At 51.1% G+C, this 19,298-nt stretch carries 16 protein-coding genes; 10 read left to right on the forward strand and 6 right to left on the reverse strand.

What is annotated here, in order from left to right; all coding sequences use genetic code 11:
* Positions 1-8: 8 nt before the first annotated feature.
* On the reverse strand, positions 9-842 hold the full coding sequence (locus CVE23_RS11245) for a mannosyl-3-phosphoglycerate phosphatase-related protein (protein ID WP_100849554.1): 834 nt from the start codon (positions 840-842) through the stop codon (positions 9-11).
* 116 nt (positions 843-958) lie between these two features.
* Between CVE23_RS11245 and CVE23_RS11250 the strand changes: the two genes are divergently transcribed.
* Positions 959-1,555: a GNAT family N-acetyltransferase gene (locus tag CVE23_RS11250; RefSeq protein WP_100849555.1), complete on the forward strand. Its 597-nt coding sequence runs from the start codon at positions 959-961 to the stop codon at positions 1,553-1,555.
* A 628-nt stretch (positions 1,556-2,183) separates the two neighbouring features.
* Here CVE23_RS11250 and CVE23_RS11255 read toward each other — a convergent pair.
* Positions 2,184-3,188 carry an acyltransferase gene (locus CVE23_RS11255; protein ID WP_100849556.1) on the reverse strand — a complete coding sequence of 335 codons (1,005 nt, stop codon included), beginning with the start codon at positions 3,186-3,188 and terminating at the stop codon, positions 2,184-2,186.
* 401 nt (positions 3,189-3,589) lie between these two features.
* Entirely contained in the window at positions 3,590-4,108 is a 519-nt protein-coding gene (locus tag CVE23_RS11260) for a ClbS/DfsB family four-helix bundle protein (protein WP_100849557.1), read from the reverse strand.
* Between the two features lie 474 nt (positions 4,109-4,582).
* Here CVE23_RS11260 and CVE23_RS11270 point away from each other — a divergent pair, with 474 nt between their 5' ends.
* The 6 genes from CVE23_RS11270 (at position 4,583) to CVE23_RS11295 (ending at position 9,992) form a co-directional block, all read left to right on the forward strand.
* The gene (locus CVE23_RS11270) at positions 4,583-5,275 is read left to right on the forward strand and encodes an expansin EXLX1 family cellulose-binding protein (RefSeq protein WP_038668498.1); all 693 of its coding nucleotides are present in this window, start codon (positions 4,583-4,585) and stop codon (positions 5,273-5,275) included.
* A gap of 398 nt (positions 5,276-5,673) precedes the next feature.
* Positions 5,674-6,339 carry a DUF3313 domain-containing protein gene (locus CVE23_RS11275; RefSeq protein WP_038919064.1) on the forward strand — a complete coding sequence of 222 codons (666 nt, stop codon included), beginning with the start codon at positions 5,674-5,676 and terminating at the stop codon, positions 6,337-6,339.
* Positions 6,340-6,483: 144 nt separating this feature from the next.
* A complete protein-coding gene (locus CVE23_RS11280; RefSeq protein ID WP_038920968.1) occupies positions 6,484-7,113 on the forward strand; it encodes a paraquat-inducible protein A in 630 nt (209 codons plus the stop codon).
* Positions 7,106-7,726, forward strand: a complete 621-nt coding sequence (locus tag CVE23_RS11285; RefSeq protein ID WP_038919065.1) for a paraquat-inducible protein A — start codon at positions 7,106-7,108, stop codon at positions 7,724-7,726. The genes CVE23_RS11280 and CVE23_RS11285 overlap by 8 nt, the downstream gene beginning before the upstream one ends.
* Positions 7,723-9,387 carry a PqiB family protein gene (locus tag CVE23_RS11290; protein ID WP_100849559.1) on the forward strand — a complete coding sequence of 555 codons (1,665 nt, stop codon included), beginning with the start codon at positions 7,723-7,725 and terminating at the stop codon, positions 9,385-9,387. Before CVE23_RS11285 ends, CVE23_RS11290 begins: the two co-directional genes overlap by 4 nt.
* A complete protein-coding gene (locus CVE23_RS11295; RefSeq protein WP_100849560.1) occupies positions 9,384-9,992 on the forward strand; it encodes a PqiC family protein in 609 nt (202 codons plus the stop codon). Before CVE23_RS11290 ends, CVE23_RS11295 begins: the two co-directional genes overlap by 4 nt.
* Positions 9,993-10,533: 541 nt before the next feature.
* Here the strand turns inward: CVE23_RS11295 and CVE23_RS11300 are convergent.
* The gene (locus CVE23_RS11300; RefSeq protein WP_100849561.1) at positions 10,534-11,160 is read right to left on the reverse strand and encodes a TetR/AcrR family transcriptional regulator; all 627 of its coding nucleotides are present in this window, start codon (positions 11,158-11,160) and stop codon (positions 10,534-10,536) included.
* A gap of 439 nt (positions 11,161-11,599) precedes the next feature.
* On the opposite strand from CVE23_RS11300, the gene CVE23_RS11305 reads away from it, so the two are divergent.
* From CVE23_RS11305 to CVE23_RS11315, 3 genes are all read left to right on the forward strand, one after another.
* Complete coding sequence (locus CVE23_RS11305; protein ID WP_100849562.1) at positions 11,600-12,160, forward strand: TetR/AcrR family transcriptional regulator; 561 nt, start codon at positions 11,600-11,602, stop codon at positions 12,158-12,160.
* Positions 12,161-12,382: 222 nt separating this feature from the next.
* Positions 12,383-13,483, forward strand: coding sequence for an ABC transporter substrate-binding protein (locus CVE23_RS11310; RefSeq protein ID WP_100850455.1), 1,101 nt, complete (start codon positions 12,383-12,385; stop codon positions 13,481-13,483).
* A 266-nt stretch (positions 13,484-13,749) separates the two neighbouring features.
* Positions 13,750-15,618, forward strand: a complete 1,869-nt coding sequence (locus CVE23_RS11315) for a potassium transporter Kup (RefSeq protein ID WP_100849563.1) — start codon at positions 13,750-13,752, stop codon at positions 15,616-15,618.
* A 282-nt stretch (positions 15,619-15,900) separates the two neighbouring features.
* Here the strand turns inward: CVE23_RS11315 and CVE23_RS11320 are convergent, their stop codons facing one another.
* The gene (locus CVE23_RS11320) at positions 15,901-17,334 is read right to left on the reverse strand and encodes a serralysin family metalloprotease (RefSeq protein ID WP_082170937.1); all 1,434 of its coding nucleotides are present in this window, start codon (positions 17,332-17,334) and stop codon (positions 15,901-15,903) included.
* Between the two features lie 425 nt (positions 17,335-17,759).
* Positions 17,760-19,199 (reverse strand): serralysin family metalloprotease, encoded by a 1,440-nt coding sequence (locus CVE23_RS11325; RefSeq protein WP_038919074.1) that lies wholly within the window; start codon positions 19,197-19,199, stop codon positions 17,760-17,762.
* Between the last annotated feature and the right edge of the window lie 99 nt (positions 19,200-19,298).

Consider the following 19,298-nt stretch of genomic DNA (forward strand, 5'->3'; position numbering starts at 1 on the left):
CTCCCTAATCAATCAAGCAGTTCAGCCCCATAACGGCTGATAAAATAGGTTAATCCTTCACTCCAGCCAGCCGGCCCGACTGCCTGTGTGCGATAGGATTGACCACAAAAATTGGGTGACAACGTCACCTTTTCGCTAGCGCGCCCTTTAATGATGACGGCATAATCGGTTGCCTCCAGCAGCGAAATATCATTCGGTCCGTCACCTAAACCGAGGGTGACCAACGACGAATGGGCTGTCGATTCAATATGTTGCCTCAGCCAGTTCACTGCTACGCCTTTACCGATGCCTTCATGCATCACGTGAAAAAAACGGCCGCCTTCGGTCAGCGACAAGTGTTTTTGAGCCAGACACGCCCTAAACATTTCCAGTGATACCTCATCCCCTTGCCACAGCACGGGTTCTGAGGCGGTGCGTTGGCGAGCCAGAGCAGCTTGCGACAGCGTTAGGCCGGTGACAGCCGCCACAGTGGCATCGTCCATGTCGCTAAAACCTCGGAACAGAAAACCATACTGCGCGCGTAAAGCCTGTAACTGTCGGCAAATATCGGGATAAGTACGTGAAGTGGGCGGTCGTGATGTCTGCAACCGTGTTTGCCAGGATGCCGGCAGCAGGATATGCGCGCCGTTTTCCGCGATGGCCGGCATGTCGTGCAATTCCAGTTCCTGCTGAATCGACATAATTTCTGCCGCGGTTTTACTGGTCGTGATAACCACCGGCACACGGTGGGACCGCAGTTGCCTCAGCCACGGGAGAGCCTCATCCCAACGATAGGTGTCATGGTCCAGTAGCGACCCATCAAGATCGGTAAAAATAACCCAGTTTTTAGTCAATTCAGGCATTTCGTCTCCTATAGGCGCTCGACAGGTATTGATTTATCCAGAGTACGGCACAAGACAAACTGACATGCGGATCGGGCGGGAAACGCTATTAGACTGATTATTTTGATGAAAATGATTTGAGTGCTCTATTAAGCCTATGCACAGATCACCGTTTTCGCAAATTCAGCGCCCAAATGACCGCTGAAGCAAACTGCTGGCGAAAAATCAGGGCTGAGCATAAGGTAAAAGCTATTGATGATCTCAATCGAAAGAGAATGTTCATGACGACCAGGATGCAAGATCTGCGGCTGTCCACAGCCAGTAAAGCCGATTACCGATGGATAGAAGAGTTAAGCAGAGCAAATATGATGGATTACTATCGGCGTTATGGCCTGATCTGGAATGGAGAACGTTACAGTACCTTACTGCATTCACTCGATGTATTGGTTATCTGTTCTCACCAGCAGAGCGCCGGGTTTGTCAGCCAGCAGATTAATAGCCAGGATTCATTTTGCCTGATAAACGATTTGCAGCTTTACCCACAATGGCAAAAGAAAGGCATTGGGACATGGGTATTAGAACAAATCGAAGGGCAAGCACAGCAACAGGGGCTAAAAAGCCTTCGCATTTGTGTCTTTCGGGATAATCCGGCCAAAGTCCTTTATCAGCGTCATGGGTTCAGGCCAGTCAGTGAATCGACGGAGATCCTCAGGCTGGAAAAAGCATTAAGGTGACAAGGAAGCCGCATCCGGAAGAAAAACCATCGAAGTACGAAAGTTAATGTCAGGCCGCTGCAGGCAGGTCAGTACGTCAGAGCTACGCGAAAGATTTATTATATTGAATGGGATTGACGATGATTGACCAGCCAGGAACGCCAGAACCCGCCGGATCTCACCTTGGTTCGCATAATGTATATTATGTTAAATTGTATTTAGCAGGAAACTAGCTCATTCAAGTCACAATCAATCATACACTTACCCTTTCCACGCCGTTGCGTTGTAGCCGAAGTCAAGGCTCACACCGTTGACATTAACCCAGCCCGATCGGATAGATGCTTAAGAACCATTAGTTCACTACTTTGACTACTGTCATCCTCCCTTCCAACAGAATATCTCTTTCCGGATTGTGATGAGTCATCCCGTTCCAGTATTTCTGTGTGGCCACACGGATTCAGCGCTCAGGTGCCATCCATCAGTCCTCCACTGTCACTTTTACAGTTGCATGTACCTTAGGGGCGCAAAATGATGCATTCCAGCACGTGGTTGTCCTTTGCAGGTAACACTTTGCCTTATCGGCTCCTCGCCGCCGCCTGATTGCATCCCTGACACTGCTGCGATCCGGTTCGCGGTGAAGCGCCGAAAATCACACAATTCGTCTTAAGTAAGGGACTTTTTTTATAAAAAAAACCGAAACCACGCAACATGCGAAAACAATCATGGACATCAACGGTATGGAGACGATGGAATAATCGATCCATCGTCTTGCGGCCAGATAATAAAAAACCTCAATAAAAACAGGATGAATTAGATAAATACCCAGACTAACATCAGATAAAAACCTCAATTTATTGCTATGAGACTTACGCAGGCGGGTAAATTTCAAAATCCACATAACAGAAATAGACATAGCTATAACGTTAAAACTTAAATAGCTATAAAAATAAAGACCTATTTCTTTTCCTGAAAAAGACGATAGTAAATAGTAACCAATACAAGTTAAAGACAATGAAATTAAAAACAGAAAGATATAAAATGAAAGATGTTTGCTGGTATGTTTTTTTGCGATCAGATGACCACAGATGTAATATGGAACATAATAAATGAATTCACCAACAAACAAGAAATCACTATTCCCGATTAAAAAGTTATACATGTCACTTAGAGAGCAAAAAACAAACATCAGGAAAACGAAAAACAACAGCCGTTCTTCACTCATATTAGCCACTAACACCCTAATCAGCGGAGTGAACATATAGAGCCCTATTATCATGTACAAAAACCACATATGATAATAAGGCCTTCCATTCATGACGCTTTTTAGTATGTCGCCCTCCCCCTCACCATTTAATTTGGCTTTAAATAAACTCCATGAAATAAAGAAAAAAGACCAAAATAATAATGGAACCAATATCTTACCTATCCTTTTTTTGTAAAAATCAGATAGATTTTCGATCCTTCCAGGAGAAAGCAGTAGCGCCCCGCTAATCATAATAAAAACAGGAACACACCAACGAACTGATGAATCATATAAATTACCCGCCCACCAGGAAAAAGTCCCAAGCTCGGCCTGGGTTACCGTATAAGCAGAGATATGCAAAACAATAACAGCAAAAGTTGACACAATCCTCGCTATATAAAGCCATTCCATTTTATTATGTTCTCTTTGTTATACTTATGATAAATAATCAATAATGCATTATATTTTATAGATAATAATTAGAACTTACCCTAACCAATAACTGTTGATTGGTGTGACCGGAACGTATCCCCGGATAGCGCATTTTTAACGGACAGGGGAATCGTCCGGATCAATAGCCAGGCGTAACGAACACCCCGAAATACGTAAAGATATCGAGGCTACCCAGATTAAAAAATGGCAATTAAAATGATCCTAATGGGATAATGGCTCAATCATATCACAGTAAAAATAGCATTCCACGCATAAAACACGATTACTGGCATTATAAAAGGAATTTTTTCCTAATTGGTTTGTGAGCGTGGTGTCATCGTTCCACACCACCTTCCGGCTGACGACATGTCAGCACGGTCTTACTTTAAGCGAATGTGATTATTTTTCGCCCACTGCCTTAATCTGCCATTAGCATTGGCATAAGGCGACGACGTGTTAAATGAGATCATGCGTCCCATTGTCCATTTGCCATACCATGACTTTCCATACAGTTCTTCATTAGTGCGCTCATCAATAAGCTTCACTGTTTCATCTTTTGCCGACTGGAGATCGTTTATTAATGACGGGTAATTTAATTCTTTGTAATCCATGTAAAATTTCTGTGCCAGTAGCCCAAGTTGATTCCACTTATAACCGGTTTCCGGGAAGTCGACAGGCTGACCTCTTGCATCATCGGTAATCCACTTTACCACCAGCGTGTTCCATCCCAGCAAATACGCAACAAGATCACACACGCTCATCTCCGTGCCTTTTGCATGACCATCCATCGATTTATCCGAAGTGAGTTCAGGCGGAATCGCGTTAAGGTAACCGATTAATTTATTGAAATTTTTATCAATAGCGGAGAGCAGCTCAGACTTTGTTTGTGGGACACCCATCAAGAATTCCCTCTCAGGTTTAAAACAGATGATATGAAGGCAGTGTCTGGTGTTTGAAAAGCAATCAATTATGTACCACTCATCACAACAGGGGAAGACTCATGAGAAAACACGGGTTCAGAGCAGTGCCGGGTGCATGCGCAAGATGAGTACGGGCATTACTGGTGATGATGCCCTGATGCTAAGGCTCACCGGCCAGGCTGGCATGAACACTCCCGACCGCTGTCACTAATTTCCAATCAGTTCTTGATTGAAGATGATGAGTATCATTGCATTACATCATGTGATTTCCCTACTTATTCCTCCTGACGTTATATTTAATCAACGCCATGACAAATAATTTTTCATGATGAATGGTTACTCTATTAATTAATTTTGAGACTTATCTCATTCACTGAAATATAAATATTTAACAATGTTAATGTGAAGCAGGACGTGCTTCTATTTTACATCAAATAATATATGGACGTGAATATGATGAAATTCAAAACGGCTTTATTAATATCTTCAGTGTTATTACCTCTGTCCCACAGTTCTCAGGCTGCCTGGGAACTTGGCGATATCTGCTATGGCTATGCGACCGCCACGGGTTCGGGTTATTCCGGCGGCGCTTTATTGTTGGATCCGATCCCTGCCAATATGGAGATAACCGCGTTAAACCGGACGCAACTGGACTATAAAGGTGTTAAAGCCGCACTCGCCGGCGCTTATCTCAAAGTCACCGGGCCGAAGGGAAGCACTATTGTATATGTTACTGATTTATATCCTGAAGGCGGTGATTGTGCACTGGATCTGTCATTCAATGCGTTCGAGAAAATTGGCAATTTGCAGGATGGGAAAATTAATATCCAGTGGGAGCTGGTAAAAGCGCCGGTAAGCGGCAATGTGGTGTACAGAGTTAAAGAAGGTTCTAATCCTTATTGGGCAGCAGTACAATTCAGAAACGTCAAATATCCAATTATTGGGATGAAGTATCTGCGAGGCAGTCAGTGGGTTAGTGCGCCAAAAACAGATTACAATCACTTTATTCTGGAATTCGTTGGCAAAAATGATATTCCGATCGAATTTACCGATATCAAAGGCAATATATTAAGCGATACGCTTCCGCCGATGTCAGACAGCACGTCATCCGCCTATTTGATCACCGGAAAAGTCCAACTGCCCTAATCTCCATGATGACAAGATGCCCTTGAGTAATGAGAGTTGCCGGTTACACCGGTAACTCTCTTTTTAGTCCCCTTCGCTTTTTTCATTAAATCGCAATCGCGACATTCGTGTTTTTGTCCGCAAGCCGGCTATCCACGCCGTGTGTTTCTAACCGCACAGCGTGCTGCCCACCGACACCCTCACCTGCCGCTCTGACAACCAACACCATGCGGCATGCCCGCAACATTCCCTTGACAGTTCAAGAATGCCAATGCAAAACTATACCGTACAGTTTAGTTAAAGACTCGGCACGATCTTATCGCTAACCGGGGAGCTAACACCGTGTAGAGAAGGTTTCCGCCTTCATCAGGGAAGTGTTACGTCATCAACAACAAGTTCTTTATTACAGGATACGTCAAATGAAAGCATTCGCCCGGGCCGCCCAGCCAGCCATCGTGACTCTCGCCATCTTTTTGGCCGGTTGTTCTGGTAGCCAGCAACCCTTACGCTACACCGGTATTGGGTCATCAGCCCAGCTGACCCCTAACAGTGGTGATGCATCCGACCGAATCCCCTTCAGGTACGCCGCGCCGGTGGACTGGAAAAAGTACAACCGCATTATCATTGAGCCTGTCGTGGTTTATTCAGGCAGCGACAATCAGTTTGGCGACCTGTCCACCGCTGACAGGCAACAACTTGCTGCCTATATGCAAACAAAGTTCGAAGAGGCGCTGCGCCCGCGTTTCAGAGCAGCGACAGCATCTGCGCCAGATGTTTTACGTTTGAAATTGACGCTTACCGGCGCGGAAACCACCACGCAGGTTGTCGGGACATTCACCAAATTCGACTTGGCCGGCGGGCCTTACAACATCGTGCAATCTATCCGTGGGAAAGAAGGCATGTTCAGCGGATCGGTGAGTTACGCTGTCGAGATCTACGACTCTACTTCCAATCGCTTGCTCCATGCCTATGTCGCCAAACAATACCCGAACGCTATGAATGTCTCTGCCAGCATTGGCTCGTTGAGTGCGGCAGAAGTCGGGCTCGATAAAGGCGCGGAAGAGCTGGCCGGCATCCTGAAATAAGCGATTCCCGTTGACCGGCAGAATCGCCCGCGACGCGTTCCCGTGGGCTCCTCGCGGTTATACCGGTGAATGTTAAAGACCACAGATAACCGAAAGCCGGTTATCTGTTTCACCTCTTAAATCTTGCTGAGTCTGTCCGCCGCGATGAAAAGCTACCCGTATTTGATCGCCTGCCCACACTGCGGCTGCGTGTATCGCCTCCGCCCTCTGGTCGGCAAAGATGTGGCGCAATGTGGGCGTTGTCTGACCATTCTTTATCGCTCACCCCCGATGGATCCGGCACGTTTACTCCCTCTGGCCTTTGCTTGCGCCGTCACCTTTTTGATGGCCAATGCCTGGCCGGTCATGACGGTGAGTTTTCATGGGCTAACGCATGACGTGACGCTCTGGCAATCCATGTGGTCGCTTGCTCAGGGCGATACCTTCCTGCTGGCGTGGTGTGCGGTGTTGTTCCTTATTCTTGCCCCTTCATTACAAATCATGCTGTTAACCTGGATTTTGTTGTTCGCAAGCGCCGGTCGACGAGCGCCGGGCTTTATTGCTCTCATGAAAACGCTGCGGTGGCTACGCCCCTGGAACATGATGGAAGTGGGCCTGCCCGGTTTTCTGATCGCAGCGGTGAAACTGTCCGGCCTGCTGGATGTTGCTGTCGAGCCCGGAGGGTGGTTTCTGGTTGCCTCATTGATGCTGGTTCTGATGATTACCCGTCAGGATAATCATTGGCTTTGGTCGCTTGACTCAGCCGTTCATCGCGGAAGGACGCATCATGCATAAAGCGCCTTCAGCTCGTCAGATGAATGTCTGCGATTGCCCGGTTTGCGGTCTGGTTTGCGACGCGCCGGCGCCGAATGACAGCGCAGCCCGTTGCCCACGTTGTCACACCCGGCTTGATGCACATTCCCCGGGAAGCACCGCCTTGTCGTGGGCTTTGCTGCTTGCCGCCCTGATTCTTTATATTCCGGCCAATACCTTGCCGGTGATGTACACCAGTCTGCTCGCCAGCGCCGGCGAAAGTACGATTATGACTGGCGTTATCGACTTCTGGCAGCACGGCTCGTATGGCATCGCCCTGATAATATTCATTGCCAGCGTCGTGATTCCTTGCATGAAATTCCTGTCCCTGATGATCCTGCTGGTCACCGCGCGTCGAAAAAGCGTATGGGCAAGACGCGAGCGCACCCGGCTCTATCGCATAACGGAATGGATAGGCCGTTGGTCCATGCTGGATGTGATTGTCGTTGCGGTGGTGTGCAGCCTGGTTCGTTTTCATACGCTGGGGGAAGCGGAACCCCGCCCCGGCATTCTGTTTTTTGGACTGGTGGTTATCCTGACCATGCTCTCCGCCATGAGTTTCGACCCGCGTTCGATCTGGGAGGATGAGCAATGAATCAGATGTTACCGGGCGAGATCACCGCCATTCGTCGCAACTGGCGTCATGCCGCGATCTGGTTCGTCCCGGTTATCGCGCTGGCGATCAGCCTCGCCATGCTGGTTCAGTCTCGGCTGGCCACCGGTCCTGACATCACCCTTTCCTTTCGCGGTGCGACAGGGCTTGAAGCCGGTAAAACCACGGTCAAATACAAAGACGTTACGGTCGGAATAGTAAAAGATATCGTTCTTAACGATGACGGTTCCCGTGTACTGGTCAGGGTTCAACTAAACAAAAACGCAGAGAATCTGGCGCGTACCGGCTCACGGTTTTGGGTAGTCAGGCCACGCGTGGGGATGAGCGGCGTCAGCGGTATTGATACCCTGTTGTCCGGCGCCTATATCGGTGTGGACAAAGGCTATTCCTCGGAAACCCGGCGCGAATTTACCGGTCTGGAAACCCCTCCTGCCATTATTAATGACATGCCCGGCAGCCACTTTGCCATTGACGCCGACGATTTGGGATCGCTGGATATCGGCTCACCGGTTTATTACCGCCGGGTACAGGTTGGGCGCCTTGCCTCTTACCATCTGAAAGAAGACGGCCGTGGCGTCAGTTTGCAGGTTTTCATTGACACGCCTTATGACCGACTGGTGCAGCCTGACACCCGTTTCTGGAATGTCAGCGGCGTCGACTTATCCGTCGGCACCAACGGCTTTCGCCTGAAAACACAGACCGTGGCGGCGGTGCTGGCCGGCGGCATCGCGTTTGCCACACCGGATGGCAATAAAACGCCGGCGATTAACCCCTCTGTTAGCTATCGACTGGCGCAGGATCAGGAATCCGCCCTGTCGGCGCCGGACGGACCGGCAATTCCATTCCGGCTTCGGTTTGAACGTGCTTTGCATGGTCTGGATGTCGGCGCGCCGGTAGAATTTTCCAGTGTTACCATCGGCCGGGTCGTGGCCGTCACGCTGGATTATAATCCCACCGGCTATCGTTTCCCGACGGTAGTGGATGTTGAAGTGTACCCCGCACGTCTGGGGAGTTTGCTGAATAAACTCTCTGGTTCATCGTCATCGGCACCCTCTTCGCCGGCAGAAACCGTCAACAGAGCCGCCCAATTCACCCGCGACCTGGTCGCTCACGGGCTGCGGGCCCAGGCGGTTCCCGGTAACCTGTTAACCGGGCAGCTGTATATTTCATTCGATTTTGTGCCTGATGCCCCCAACGTTCCCTTTAATTCAAACGCTCGCCCTATCGAATTACCGACCGTCAGCGGCGGGCTGGATAAATTGCAGGCGCAATTGGGCAGTATCGTCGCCAAAGTTAACAAAATGCCGCTGGAGTCCATCGGCAACAACCTGAACAACACCCTGGTTGAACTGAACAAAACGCTGCGGCTGGTCAATAGCCAGACATTACCGACGGCGAACAGCCTGATGAAACAAACGCAGCTGACGACGGAAAACGCCCAGGAACTGATAGCGGAAGACTCGCCATTGCTGATTCATTTTACCCAGACGTTGCAGGAAGCGAGCCGGACGCTACGCACCCTGAGGGAATTTACCGAACAGCTGGAGCGCAACCCGGAGTCGCTGCTGCGTGGGCGTACACCGGCTCCGACCCCTGACGCAGCGGATGACCGCGCTACTTCGCCCAAAGGAAAACATCCATGAGATTGATGCTGCCGCTGCTCGCTGTCATCACGGTTCTGACGCTACCGGCCTGCCGTTCCCCACAGGTTCGCTACCATACGTTGGTTCCCCCTGCCGCCGGTGTGGTATACCCGCACCCGGCGTTATTCGAGATTGATTTATTACCGATCGAGGTACCGGCGCAGGTGGACAGGCAGCAGGTGGTAATTCGCGATGGTCAGGATGGCGCCATGATTCTTGACGACGATCGCTGGTTGAGCCCGCTGAGCGATGAGATTCACACGGCACTGTCATCACTGCTGGTCCAGCGGTCGGGCGCCCAAAATGCATCGGGGCAGCCCCTGCCGCGCGATATCCCGGTGCTGCGGATCCGAATGCAGATTCGACGCTTTGACAGCTGGCCCGGTCAGTTCGTCTCGCTAGACGCCGACTGGAGTCTTAGCGTCAAAAACGGAGATAAACGCCTGAAACTGTCTTGCCGCAGCCAGTTAACGGAAAGCGCCGTCGGCGATAACGCGCACCTGTTTTCTGCCTGGCAAAAGATTATTGCACAGGTCGCGACGCAGATGACGGAAACCGCCCGGCGGTGGCAACAACATGAGGGCAACATAGCCTGCCAATCGTGAAACAGAAAAGCGGTATGTAAATAAACAGAAGGAACCAACCGAGTGAGGCGTCAGTGCAGTGATGGCAGGCGTTTCCTGAAACAGGAGCCAGTTCGGTTACCCGGTCTGGCTCCTGTTTCATACACAGAGGCGTCGCGCTAAATATGACTGCCGATGGACAGGCAACCGTTCAGGATCATAGCAGCCATGATGATGCAAACCAGACCAACAATTCTCATGTTCTTCCCTCACTCACAACCGAATAAGATGGCATCTCCCTAGAACAGGGAGACACAGCCGGTCAGCATACAGACAGCCGCAGTAAATCCTGCCAAAGCCAGAATTCTCATGCTCTATTCCTCAATAATTAAACTGTACGGTTTAGTTTATATAAAGAAAAAACACTGTCAAGCCGCTGATTGTCTGAAAAGAAGCGGATAAAAGCGCGCTCAGCGCGTCATGGTGTGGCACCGGAGATGTCGGAGAACCGACGATGGTCGATGGGAACATCAGTAGCCGGCGGGGATTCATTTTCTAAATAAGTCGCCGGCCTGCGAGTGGCTTATTGGTCTTTCCGGAAAGAAGCGCCATGCAGGAAAAGCTCGACGCCGTTTCTCACCATTTCCCCGATCCGCGCCGGCGAACAGTCGGGCGGTTCACGCTGCAGTAGCATCGCATCCGCTTCCGCTTTGACCAACGCCGTAAACTGTTTGGCCCTTAGCGCGGGATCTGCCTGAGTCAGCTCACCTTTTTGCATGGCATCGGCCATGAGATCAGCCAGCCTGGCCATACTTTCTTTCGTCCCCGAGCCCTGAAATAACTCGCCAATGTCAGAATGGCCGGCCTCGCCAACCACAATACGATAGATTTGCAGCGCCGGATTCCCGCCGGTCAGCACATGCATCATTTTCTCACCAAACCGCGTCAGCTTATTCTCCAGGGAAAGCAGCTCCGCTTCCGGCGTACTGAGTTCTGCCGCCGCCTCCGTCAAAAAGCGCGTACTGTAGGTGCGTACGATCGTCTCAAACAACTCTTCCTTTGAGGTGAAGTAGTTATAGAGCGTTGCTTTCGATCCCCCCACACGCTTAGCCACTTCATTCATGGATGCCCGCTCGTATCCGGTTTCCTGAAAAAGCTGAGTGGCGGCATCAATAATCGCCTGCCGTTTTTCCTCGGTCAGTGTTCGCATTACTCCTCCTCTGGCACCTGTCCGGATGGTTCAGTCAGCGTTATTTTTAGGTAACCGGACAGTACAGTTTAATTATGTCGCAGTATGCCATATTTCAGCAGTTCAAGAAACCGCACGGCGTCGGCCATCCCCCTTATTCGCAAGACGAATGTCGATAACAGCGCATTCAGCACTTAAAATTGTACATTTGTATTAAAATAGATATTTAAGTTCGAAAAGTTAAATCTTATAAAAATAAATCAGAATTAAATTCTTTTTATAAGATAACAAATGGTTTTTTGATCCAAAAGTTCATTCTGTTTTTTTGAGCAAGACTGTCAAATCCACGCTATTCTCTTCTTACTGCCGGCAAGGATACGATGCAGGCCAGATTACGGAACGCCGATATTGCCCGCTTTCATCGTGGGCTGGCGTTCCCGCTGACGCCCGGAGAGGAACCATGAGATCGAAAAGCGAAATCACAGCAGAACAGCTGATACGCAGCGCAGCGACCATCATTCGGCGTGATGGCCTGCACGCCTGTACACACCGGGCAGTCGCTGAAGAAGCACAGATGTCGCTGGGCGCCACCACCTACCACTTTAAAACGCTGGATGACCTGCTGGCCGCGGTGATGCATCAGGCGATTGAAGACTTTGCGGTCAGCACCCGGCATTGGCTTTCTCTGCACGGAGCCGACGATCCCGCCGGGATCCTGACCGATTTCGTCTTCTGGACTATCGGCGAGCGCTCAAGGCTGACTCGTGAATATGAACTGTTCGTCGCTGCGGTTTCCCGCCCTCTTCTGCGTCCACACGCTGCCGAGTGGCTACAAGCTCACGAAACGATATTGGGCGAGCATTTCGGTTTCAGCCGCCCGGTGTCACAGGCGGCGGTATCGTTCACCGATGCCTGGTTGATGCGCGGTGTTCTGAGCGGCATCGATGATTTGCCGGATGCGGCGGTGATTCGGGCGGCTTTTCACGCCATCGTCACCAACCGGTCCGCCATCGGCCCTTAAGGCACACCTGTGCGGGTCACGGTCACCCGCCACTATTGAAACGAAACATGTTCCTCCGGGGCGGCCAACTGCCCCGGCAGGCATGGCTTTGCCGGTAATAACCAACCGGCGAAATTGGAGCAGTACCTACACGGGCAAAGTACCTGCATGAAAAAAGTACCTGCATGGGAAAAGTACCTACACGTAACCAAGGACTATCGTATGAAGAATGTGAATAACGCGATGAAGGCAGCCGGGCTGATGCTGGCTCTCGCGGGAGGCACGGCCGCCTTTTCAGGGTATGCCGCCACCACGCCGGAACAGCGATCGCTGGACCAGATTTACCAGAGCGCGCTGAGAGAAGGCGGCGTGGTTACGGTCTATGCCGGCGGTGATACCGCGGGTCAGCAGGATGGCATCAAGCAGGCGTTCGAGAAACGCTTTCCAGGCATGACGCTGAATGTCATCGTGGATTACAGCAAGTTTCATGACGCCCGCATCGACAACCAACTGGCTACCGACAGCCTGATTCCGGACGTTGTACAGTTACAGACGCTGCAGGATTATCCGCGCTGGAAAAAAGAAGGCGCGTTGCTGAACTATAAACCCGCGGGTTGGGACAAGATCTGGCCGGCATTCCGGGATCAGGACGGCGCCTGGACCGGCGTTTTCGTCGATGCGTTCAGTAATGTGGTCAACACCAAACTGGTCGATCAGAAAGCCTGGCCGCGTGAAGCCAATGATTACCTGCGCCCGGACCTGAGAGGGAAAATCGTCGTCACCTACCCGAACGACGATGATGCCGTGCTGTTCTGGTTCAAACAGGTGGTGGATAAATACGGCTGGGATTATGTGGCGAAGTTCAGCGAGCAAGAGCCGGTTTACGTGCGTGGCACCCAGGCACCGGCGGACGATGTGGAAAGCGGCAAGTCTGCGGTAACCTTCTCCACTGACGGCGCGCTGGTTCCTGACGCCAAAGCCAATTCCCGCTTTGTGCTGCCGGCGCAAGATCCGTTTGTCGCCTGGGCACAGCGCGCGGCGATCTTCAAACAGGCCAAACACCCGGAATCCGCCAGGCTGTATCTGAGCTGGCTGCTGGACCCGAAAACGCAGACCGACGTCTGGTATATGTGGTCGGTTCGCACCGATATAGCGCCGCCGGCCGGTTATAAGCACATTTGGGAATACAAGAATGCCAGTCCGGAAGCGTTTGAGCGTTTCATGAGCGACCGGGCGGCAGTCGAACGCTTCAGAGCGCAGATCGGTCTGTATCTGGGCGAAGTCAAAGGCGAACCGTCGCCGGGCTGGCTCGGCCTTCACCCGGAACAGGCGTTGCCGCATTAAGTTATCCGCCACGTAACTCGTGAGCGTATGACATACCGCTCATTTGCCAGGGATTCCGATGTGTCTTGGAATCCCTTTTTTATCGTTGCTGAAAACCCATTCCCGCCCCTAAGCCAGGCTTCATCACGCCTCGCGTCACTCATGTCACTTTATGTTTTCTGATGTTATCCAGAATTTCGGCGCCGTCACGTCCGGATGAACATAACAGTCTACACTATGATTACACGGCATTTTTCCTGATTCTAACCATTCACCGGGATGTGCATATGACACATACGCAGCAAGAAAAAGCACCAGGTTTGCTGGCTATTTCCGCACTGGGCATTGTATTCGGCGATATCGGTACCAGCCCGCTTTATACCTTCAATACCGTGATACAACTGGCCGGCGACGCCGCCCGACCGGAAACCATACTGGGCCTGCTTTCCACATTGTTCTGGACGTTGATCATTGTTACTTCCATCAAGTACGCGTTGTTCGCCATGCGGATCGACAACAAAGGCGAAGGCGGCGTACTGGCGTTGATGTCGCTGTTGCAGAATAACCAGGCCAAACGTCAGAAATGGATTATTGCCGCCGGGCTACTGGGCGCGGCCTTTATCTATGGCGACGGCGCGATCACGCCGGCAATCTCGGTGTTGTCGGCGTTGGAAGGGCTGGAACTGGTGTTTCCGGAAACCGCCAATTACATCCTGCCGCTGACGATGGTCCTGCTGGTTCTCATCTTCGCCATTCAGCCGCTGGGCACGGACAAAATCAGTCGGTTTTTCGCACCGGTGATGTTGCTGTGGTTTGCTACGCTGGCTCTATTGGGCATCAAGAGCATCATTGATTATCCGGCCGTACTCTGGGCGCTGAACCCCGTCCACGCGCTGACATTTTTCGCCACCCACGGGCATATCGGCCTGCTGATTTTGGGCGGCGTGTTTCTGTGCGTCACCGGGGCGGAAGCGCTGTATGCCGATATGGGGCATTTTGGCCGTAAGCCCATCTGGATTGCCTGGTATGCGATAGCGCTCCCCTGCCTGCTGCTCAATTATGCCGGTCAGGCGGCATTTATCTTATCCGGCACCGATGCTAACAATAATATTCTTTACCGCCTGTGTCCCCCCGCACTGCAAATACCAATGGTTATTCTCGCCACGCTGGCCACCATTATTGCCAGTCAGGCGATTATCTCCGGCGCGTTCTCCATGACGCGACAGGCGATTCAACTTGGCTGGCTGCCCAGAATGAAAATCACCCAGACGGCGGAGCAAAGCTATGGGCAAATCTATCTGGGCACCGTCAACTGGCTATTAATGGTGGTCACGCTCAGTCTGGTGATTTTCTTCCAGTCTTCGGAGCGGCTGGCCGCCGCTTATGGCATTGCCGTTTCCATTACGATGCTGATGACGACGTTGTTGCTGTATATGGCAATGCGTAAGATTTGGCACTGGAACAAGATGCTGAGTCTCGGCATCACCGCCATTTTTATCCTGATCGACGTGGGATTCTGCGTCGCCAACATGCTGAAAGTGTTCGACGGCGGCTATGTTCCGCTGCTGCTGGCGATGCTGATTTTCTGCGTGATGTTTATCTGGCGTCAGGGTGTGACGCGCGTATCGCAAACCGTGGCGGAAAAAACGCTGCCGGTAGACGAGTTTCTTTCATCGCTGCAGGCTGATGGCATTTCACGCGTACCGGGCGTCGCCGTATTTTTAACCCGAGTGCAGAATGTTGCACCGCCGGTGATGCGCTGGCATGTCAAACGTAACCAGGCCTTGCATGACAAGATCATCGCCCTGACCATTCAGGTGCTGGATGTGCCGCGCGTCAGGGAGGAAGACAAACTGGTACTGACCGAAAAACTTCCCGGTTTCTGGCAAGGCGTGGCCTACTACGGATTTATGGAGAAGCCCAATATTCCCGAGCTGCTCAAGCAAACGCCGCCGCTGAAAGCGTGTGCCGATCACGAATCCGTGACCTATTATATCGGCCATGAATCGATCGTCGCCAAAGACAGTGCGGACGCCCTGCCGCGCTGGCAATCCTACCTGTTCGCCTGGATGATGCGAAACTGCCTGCATGTCACGGAATACTACCAACTGCCGGGTAATCAGGTGATCGAGATCGGTCGACGCATCGCCATCTAGTCATTTACAATGCGGGGCAGGCATATTCCCAGCCTGTCCCCCGCGTTTCGCCCGACGTCTTCCTGTTTGATAAAGAGAAGACTGTAAGACGTTCGCATCATGGGTAGAATCCGCCTTTCCTCTCCTGCTTGGCGATAAGCACACCACTATTTCAGGTTGAGTGGGGAGTATTGAAGATATAAGTATGTTGTAACTAAATTGGTATCGAAAAGGTAAAACTACATGGGGAAAGGCTCAGCGAGAAATAAAGGGCGGAGAACCCGCCCTTTGGTTATCAGTCGGTTACACAACGAAATCGGCTGTCTGTGATACCTGACCTACAATTTTCACCAGGAATTCCGGCGAGGTATTGTTATCAAGGTTCAGATAAAGGTTGCTGACATTGGCTGATGAATCCCAGTTGAGCAGGATCTCACCACCGCCGCCGCTGAACTGATTAACAAAATGCAGGTTATTACCGGTGTTCAGTGCAGAAAGGTCGATTTTATCGACACCGGTCTGGAAATCGAGAATCCAGTCCGGCGCCGCCACTTTGGAGTCGGATACCGCGGTATACACAAAGGTATCACGACCGCTGCCGCCATACAGACGGTCTGCCCCGCCCCCGCCGTACAGAATATCGTCACCGGCGCCGCCCTTCAGAATGTTGTCAGCGCTGTTGCCGATCAGCACATCGTTGCCGGAGCCGCCGATGGCATTCTCAATGGTCACGCCGTGCGCGATCGACACGTTGCCTTTCAGCCCGCCGACATCAGACAGTGACCCTTCGTTCAGATTGATACGCTGGTTGTTGCTGTAACCAGAGAAATCGAAGGTGTCGTTGCCACCCGCGTCCCATACCGAGAAAATCAGCGCTTTGCTGCTGCTGGTCGCGGTGTAGAAATCACGATCGGTGTTGGAGTTGAAGCCATAGACGGTATCGCCGGTGCGGGTGGTCATGTTGGCGCCGTACAGGCGCTGAATGGCTGCGATATCATCCAGCATCGGGCCGGCGGCATAATGGCCTTTGAAATCCCCACCGGTATTCTTCTCACTCCAGTAGCTCATGATGCTGAACTGACGGGTATCTTCGGCATAGGTCACATCGCTGTAGCTGGGGTTCCCTTCGCCGGCGTTATAGTCGCCCGGATGATTCAGCCCCAGCGCGTGGCCGATTTCATGCGTCAGCGTCTGACGGCCGTACTCCATTTTGTCCGGGCTGCGAATGTTGTCCACATTGTAGTTGTACCAGGTGGTGCCGGATGCGCTGCCGCTGCCCGGCAGATAGGCATACGCCTGCGTGCCGTAATCCAGACGGCCGCTGGAGTCACGAGTATAGTTGCCAAAAGTGACGTTGGCCGACTGATTCCCTGTCACTTCCGTGAAGGTGATGTTGGCCAGATCAGACCAGGACTGTAATGCCAGTTTGGCCTGAGCAACCTGTGCGGCATTGAATTTGACAAACCCGGTATCGCCATCCGGTGTGGAGCGCGCGGACTGAAGAAACTTGAAGGTCAGGTTGGCGGATTTACCAAATACATTCGAACCATTCCAGCTGACATTGTCACGGGTAATTTGTTCGCCCGCATCCTCAATCGAATAGGATGGTTTGCCGTTAATCGTCAATCCATTTCCTCGCCCGTGATAATGCAACAGATCATAAACAGAGTCATAGCTGCTGCTGGCAGATAATGAATGCAACGCGTCATCATCACGTGAAGACAGATTTTTTTCCATAAAACCCTCATTGGTATAAATAATCAGAAAATTCCATAGCCATTAAATTTTAGATAAAGAACATCTCTGCCAATTTAATGGCATATTTTCGGCATATAATCTTGATGATATTTAACGCAAACAAACAGCGCCATCACTGGCGCTAATATTTATATAAGCCACTGTAATGTTTTTGTAAAGGTTCATTGGTTAATTTTCTATTTATTGGCGATTTAGCCCACAGCTTCAATATGGTGCTAATTGATTAAAATGAAATAAGTTATTTGAATGGCGGGAAATAGAAAGAAAAGGAAACGATTGCTTTTTTAAAGCTGAAATTAAACGCAAGGCGAAATCATTTCACAAATAAACCTTTGGCAATTCGCAATATATTATTAATGAAACAGGGCAGATAAACTGCCCTGAGCAATATTTTCAGAATATCATTACACAATAATATCGGACTGTGTCGCCTGACCGACGATTCGTACCAGGAAGTCTACCGAGCTGTGTCCGGCTTCATGCAGCCACAGGTTGGTGATGCTGTTGGCCGCATCCCACTGCAGCATCACTTCCTGTCCTTTGCCGGTGAACTGATCCTGTACAAAGCTCAGTTGGCCTTCGCTGCGGAACGCCGACAGGTCGATTTTATCAATACCTTTCTGGAAATCGGCAATCCAGTCATACGCCGCTACGGTGGAGTCCTGACCGCTGCCGTAAACGAACGTATCACGCCCGGCGCCGCCGTACAGCGTATCCGCACCGGCACCGCCGTACAGCACGTCGTTGCCCGCGCCGCCCTGCAGTACGTTGTCGGCGCTGTTGCCCACCAGAATATCGTTGCCGGAGCCGCCAATCGCGTTCTCAATGGTCACACCGTGCGCGATCGACACGTTGCCTTTCAGGCCGCCGACATCCGAGAACGACCCTTCATTCAGGTTGATACGCTGGTTGTTGCTGTAGCCGGAGAAGTCGAAAGTATCGTTGCCGCCCGCATCCCATACCGAGAAAATCAGCGCCTTACTGCTGCTGGTCGCGGTGTAGAAATCACGATCGGTATTGGAGTTGAAGCCATACACGCTGTCACCGGTCCGGGTGGTCATGTTGGCGCCATACAGCCGCTGAATCGCCGCGATATCATCAATCATCGGCGCGCCGCCATAGTGACCATTGTAGTCAGCGCCGGTTTCATTCTCGCCCCAGTAACTCATAATACTGAACTGGTAGCTATCCTCGGCATACACGGCATCGTGATAAGACGGATCCCCTTCGCCGGCGTTGTATTCACCCGGATGCGCCAGGCCGAGCGCGTGGCCAATCTCGTGGGTAAATGTCTGACGGCCGTACTCTTCCGACCCCGGATTACGGATATTAGACTGGTTATAGTTGTACCAGCTGCTGCCTGCGCCCTGATAATTGCCCGGATAATAGGCATAAGCCTGAGTGCCATAATCCAGGTTGCCATTCGCATCACGCGTATAGTTACCAAAGGTGATATTGGCAGACTTATTTCCCGTCACTTCGGTGAACGTCAGATTTGCCACGTCCGACCAGGATTGCAGCGACAATTTCGCCTGCTCAATCTGTTCGGCATTAAATTTCACAAACCCGGTATCGCCGGATGGAATGGAGCTGACTGATTGCAGAAACTTAAACGTCAGATTGGCTGATTTGCCAAATACATTGGTTCCATTCCAGCTGACATTTTCCCGGGTAATTTGCGCCGCCGCCTGGTCGACGGAATAGGATGTTTTGCCATTGACGGTCAGGCCATTACCCCTGTCGTGGTAATGCAGGAAATCATAAACAGAATTATACGCACTGCTGGTATTGGCCGATAATGCGTGTTGAGCGTCATCTTGACGTAAAGACAGATTTTTTCCCATAAAATCCTCTGGAAATAGCATAAAGAAATACTGTCACTCTTTATTCAGGGCGAACAACGCCCTGCCGGAATGACATGATAATAAGATTCCCTTGGAAAT

The sequence above is a fragment of the Dickeya fangzhongdai genome, from assembly GCF_002812485.1.
Classification (GTDB): Bacteria; Pseudomonadota; Gammaproteobacteria; order Enterobacterales; family Enterobacteriaceae; genus Dickeya; species Dickeya fangzhongdai.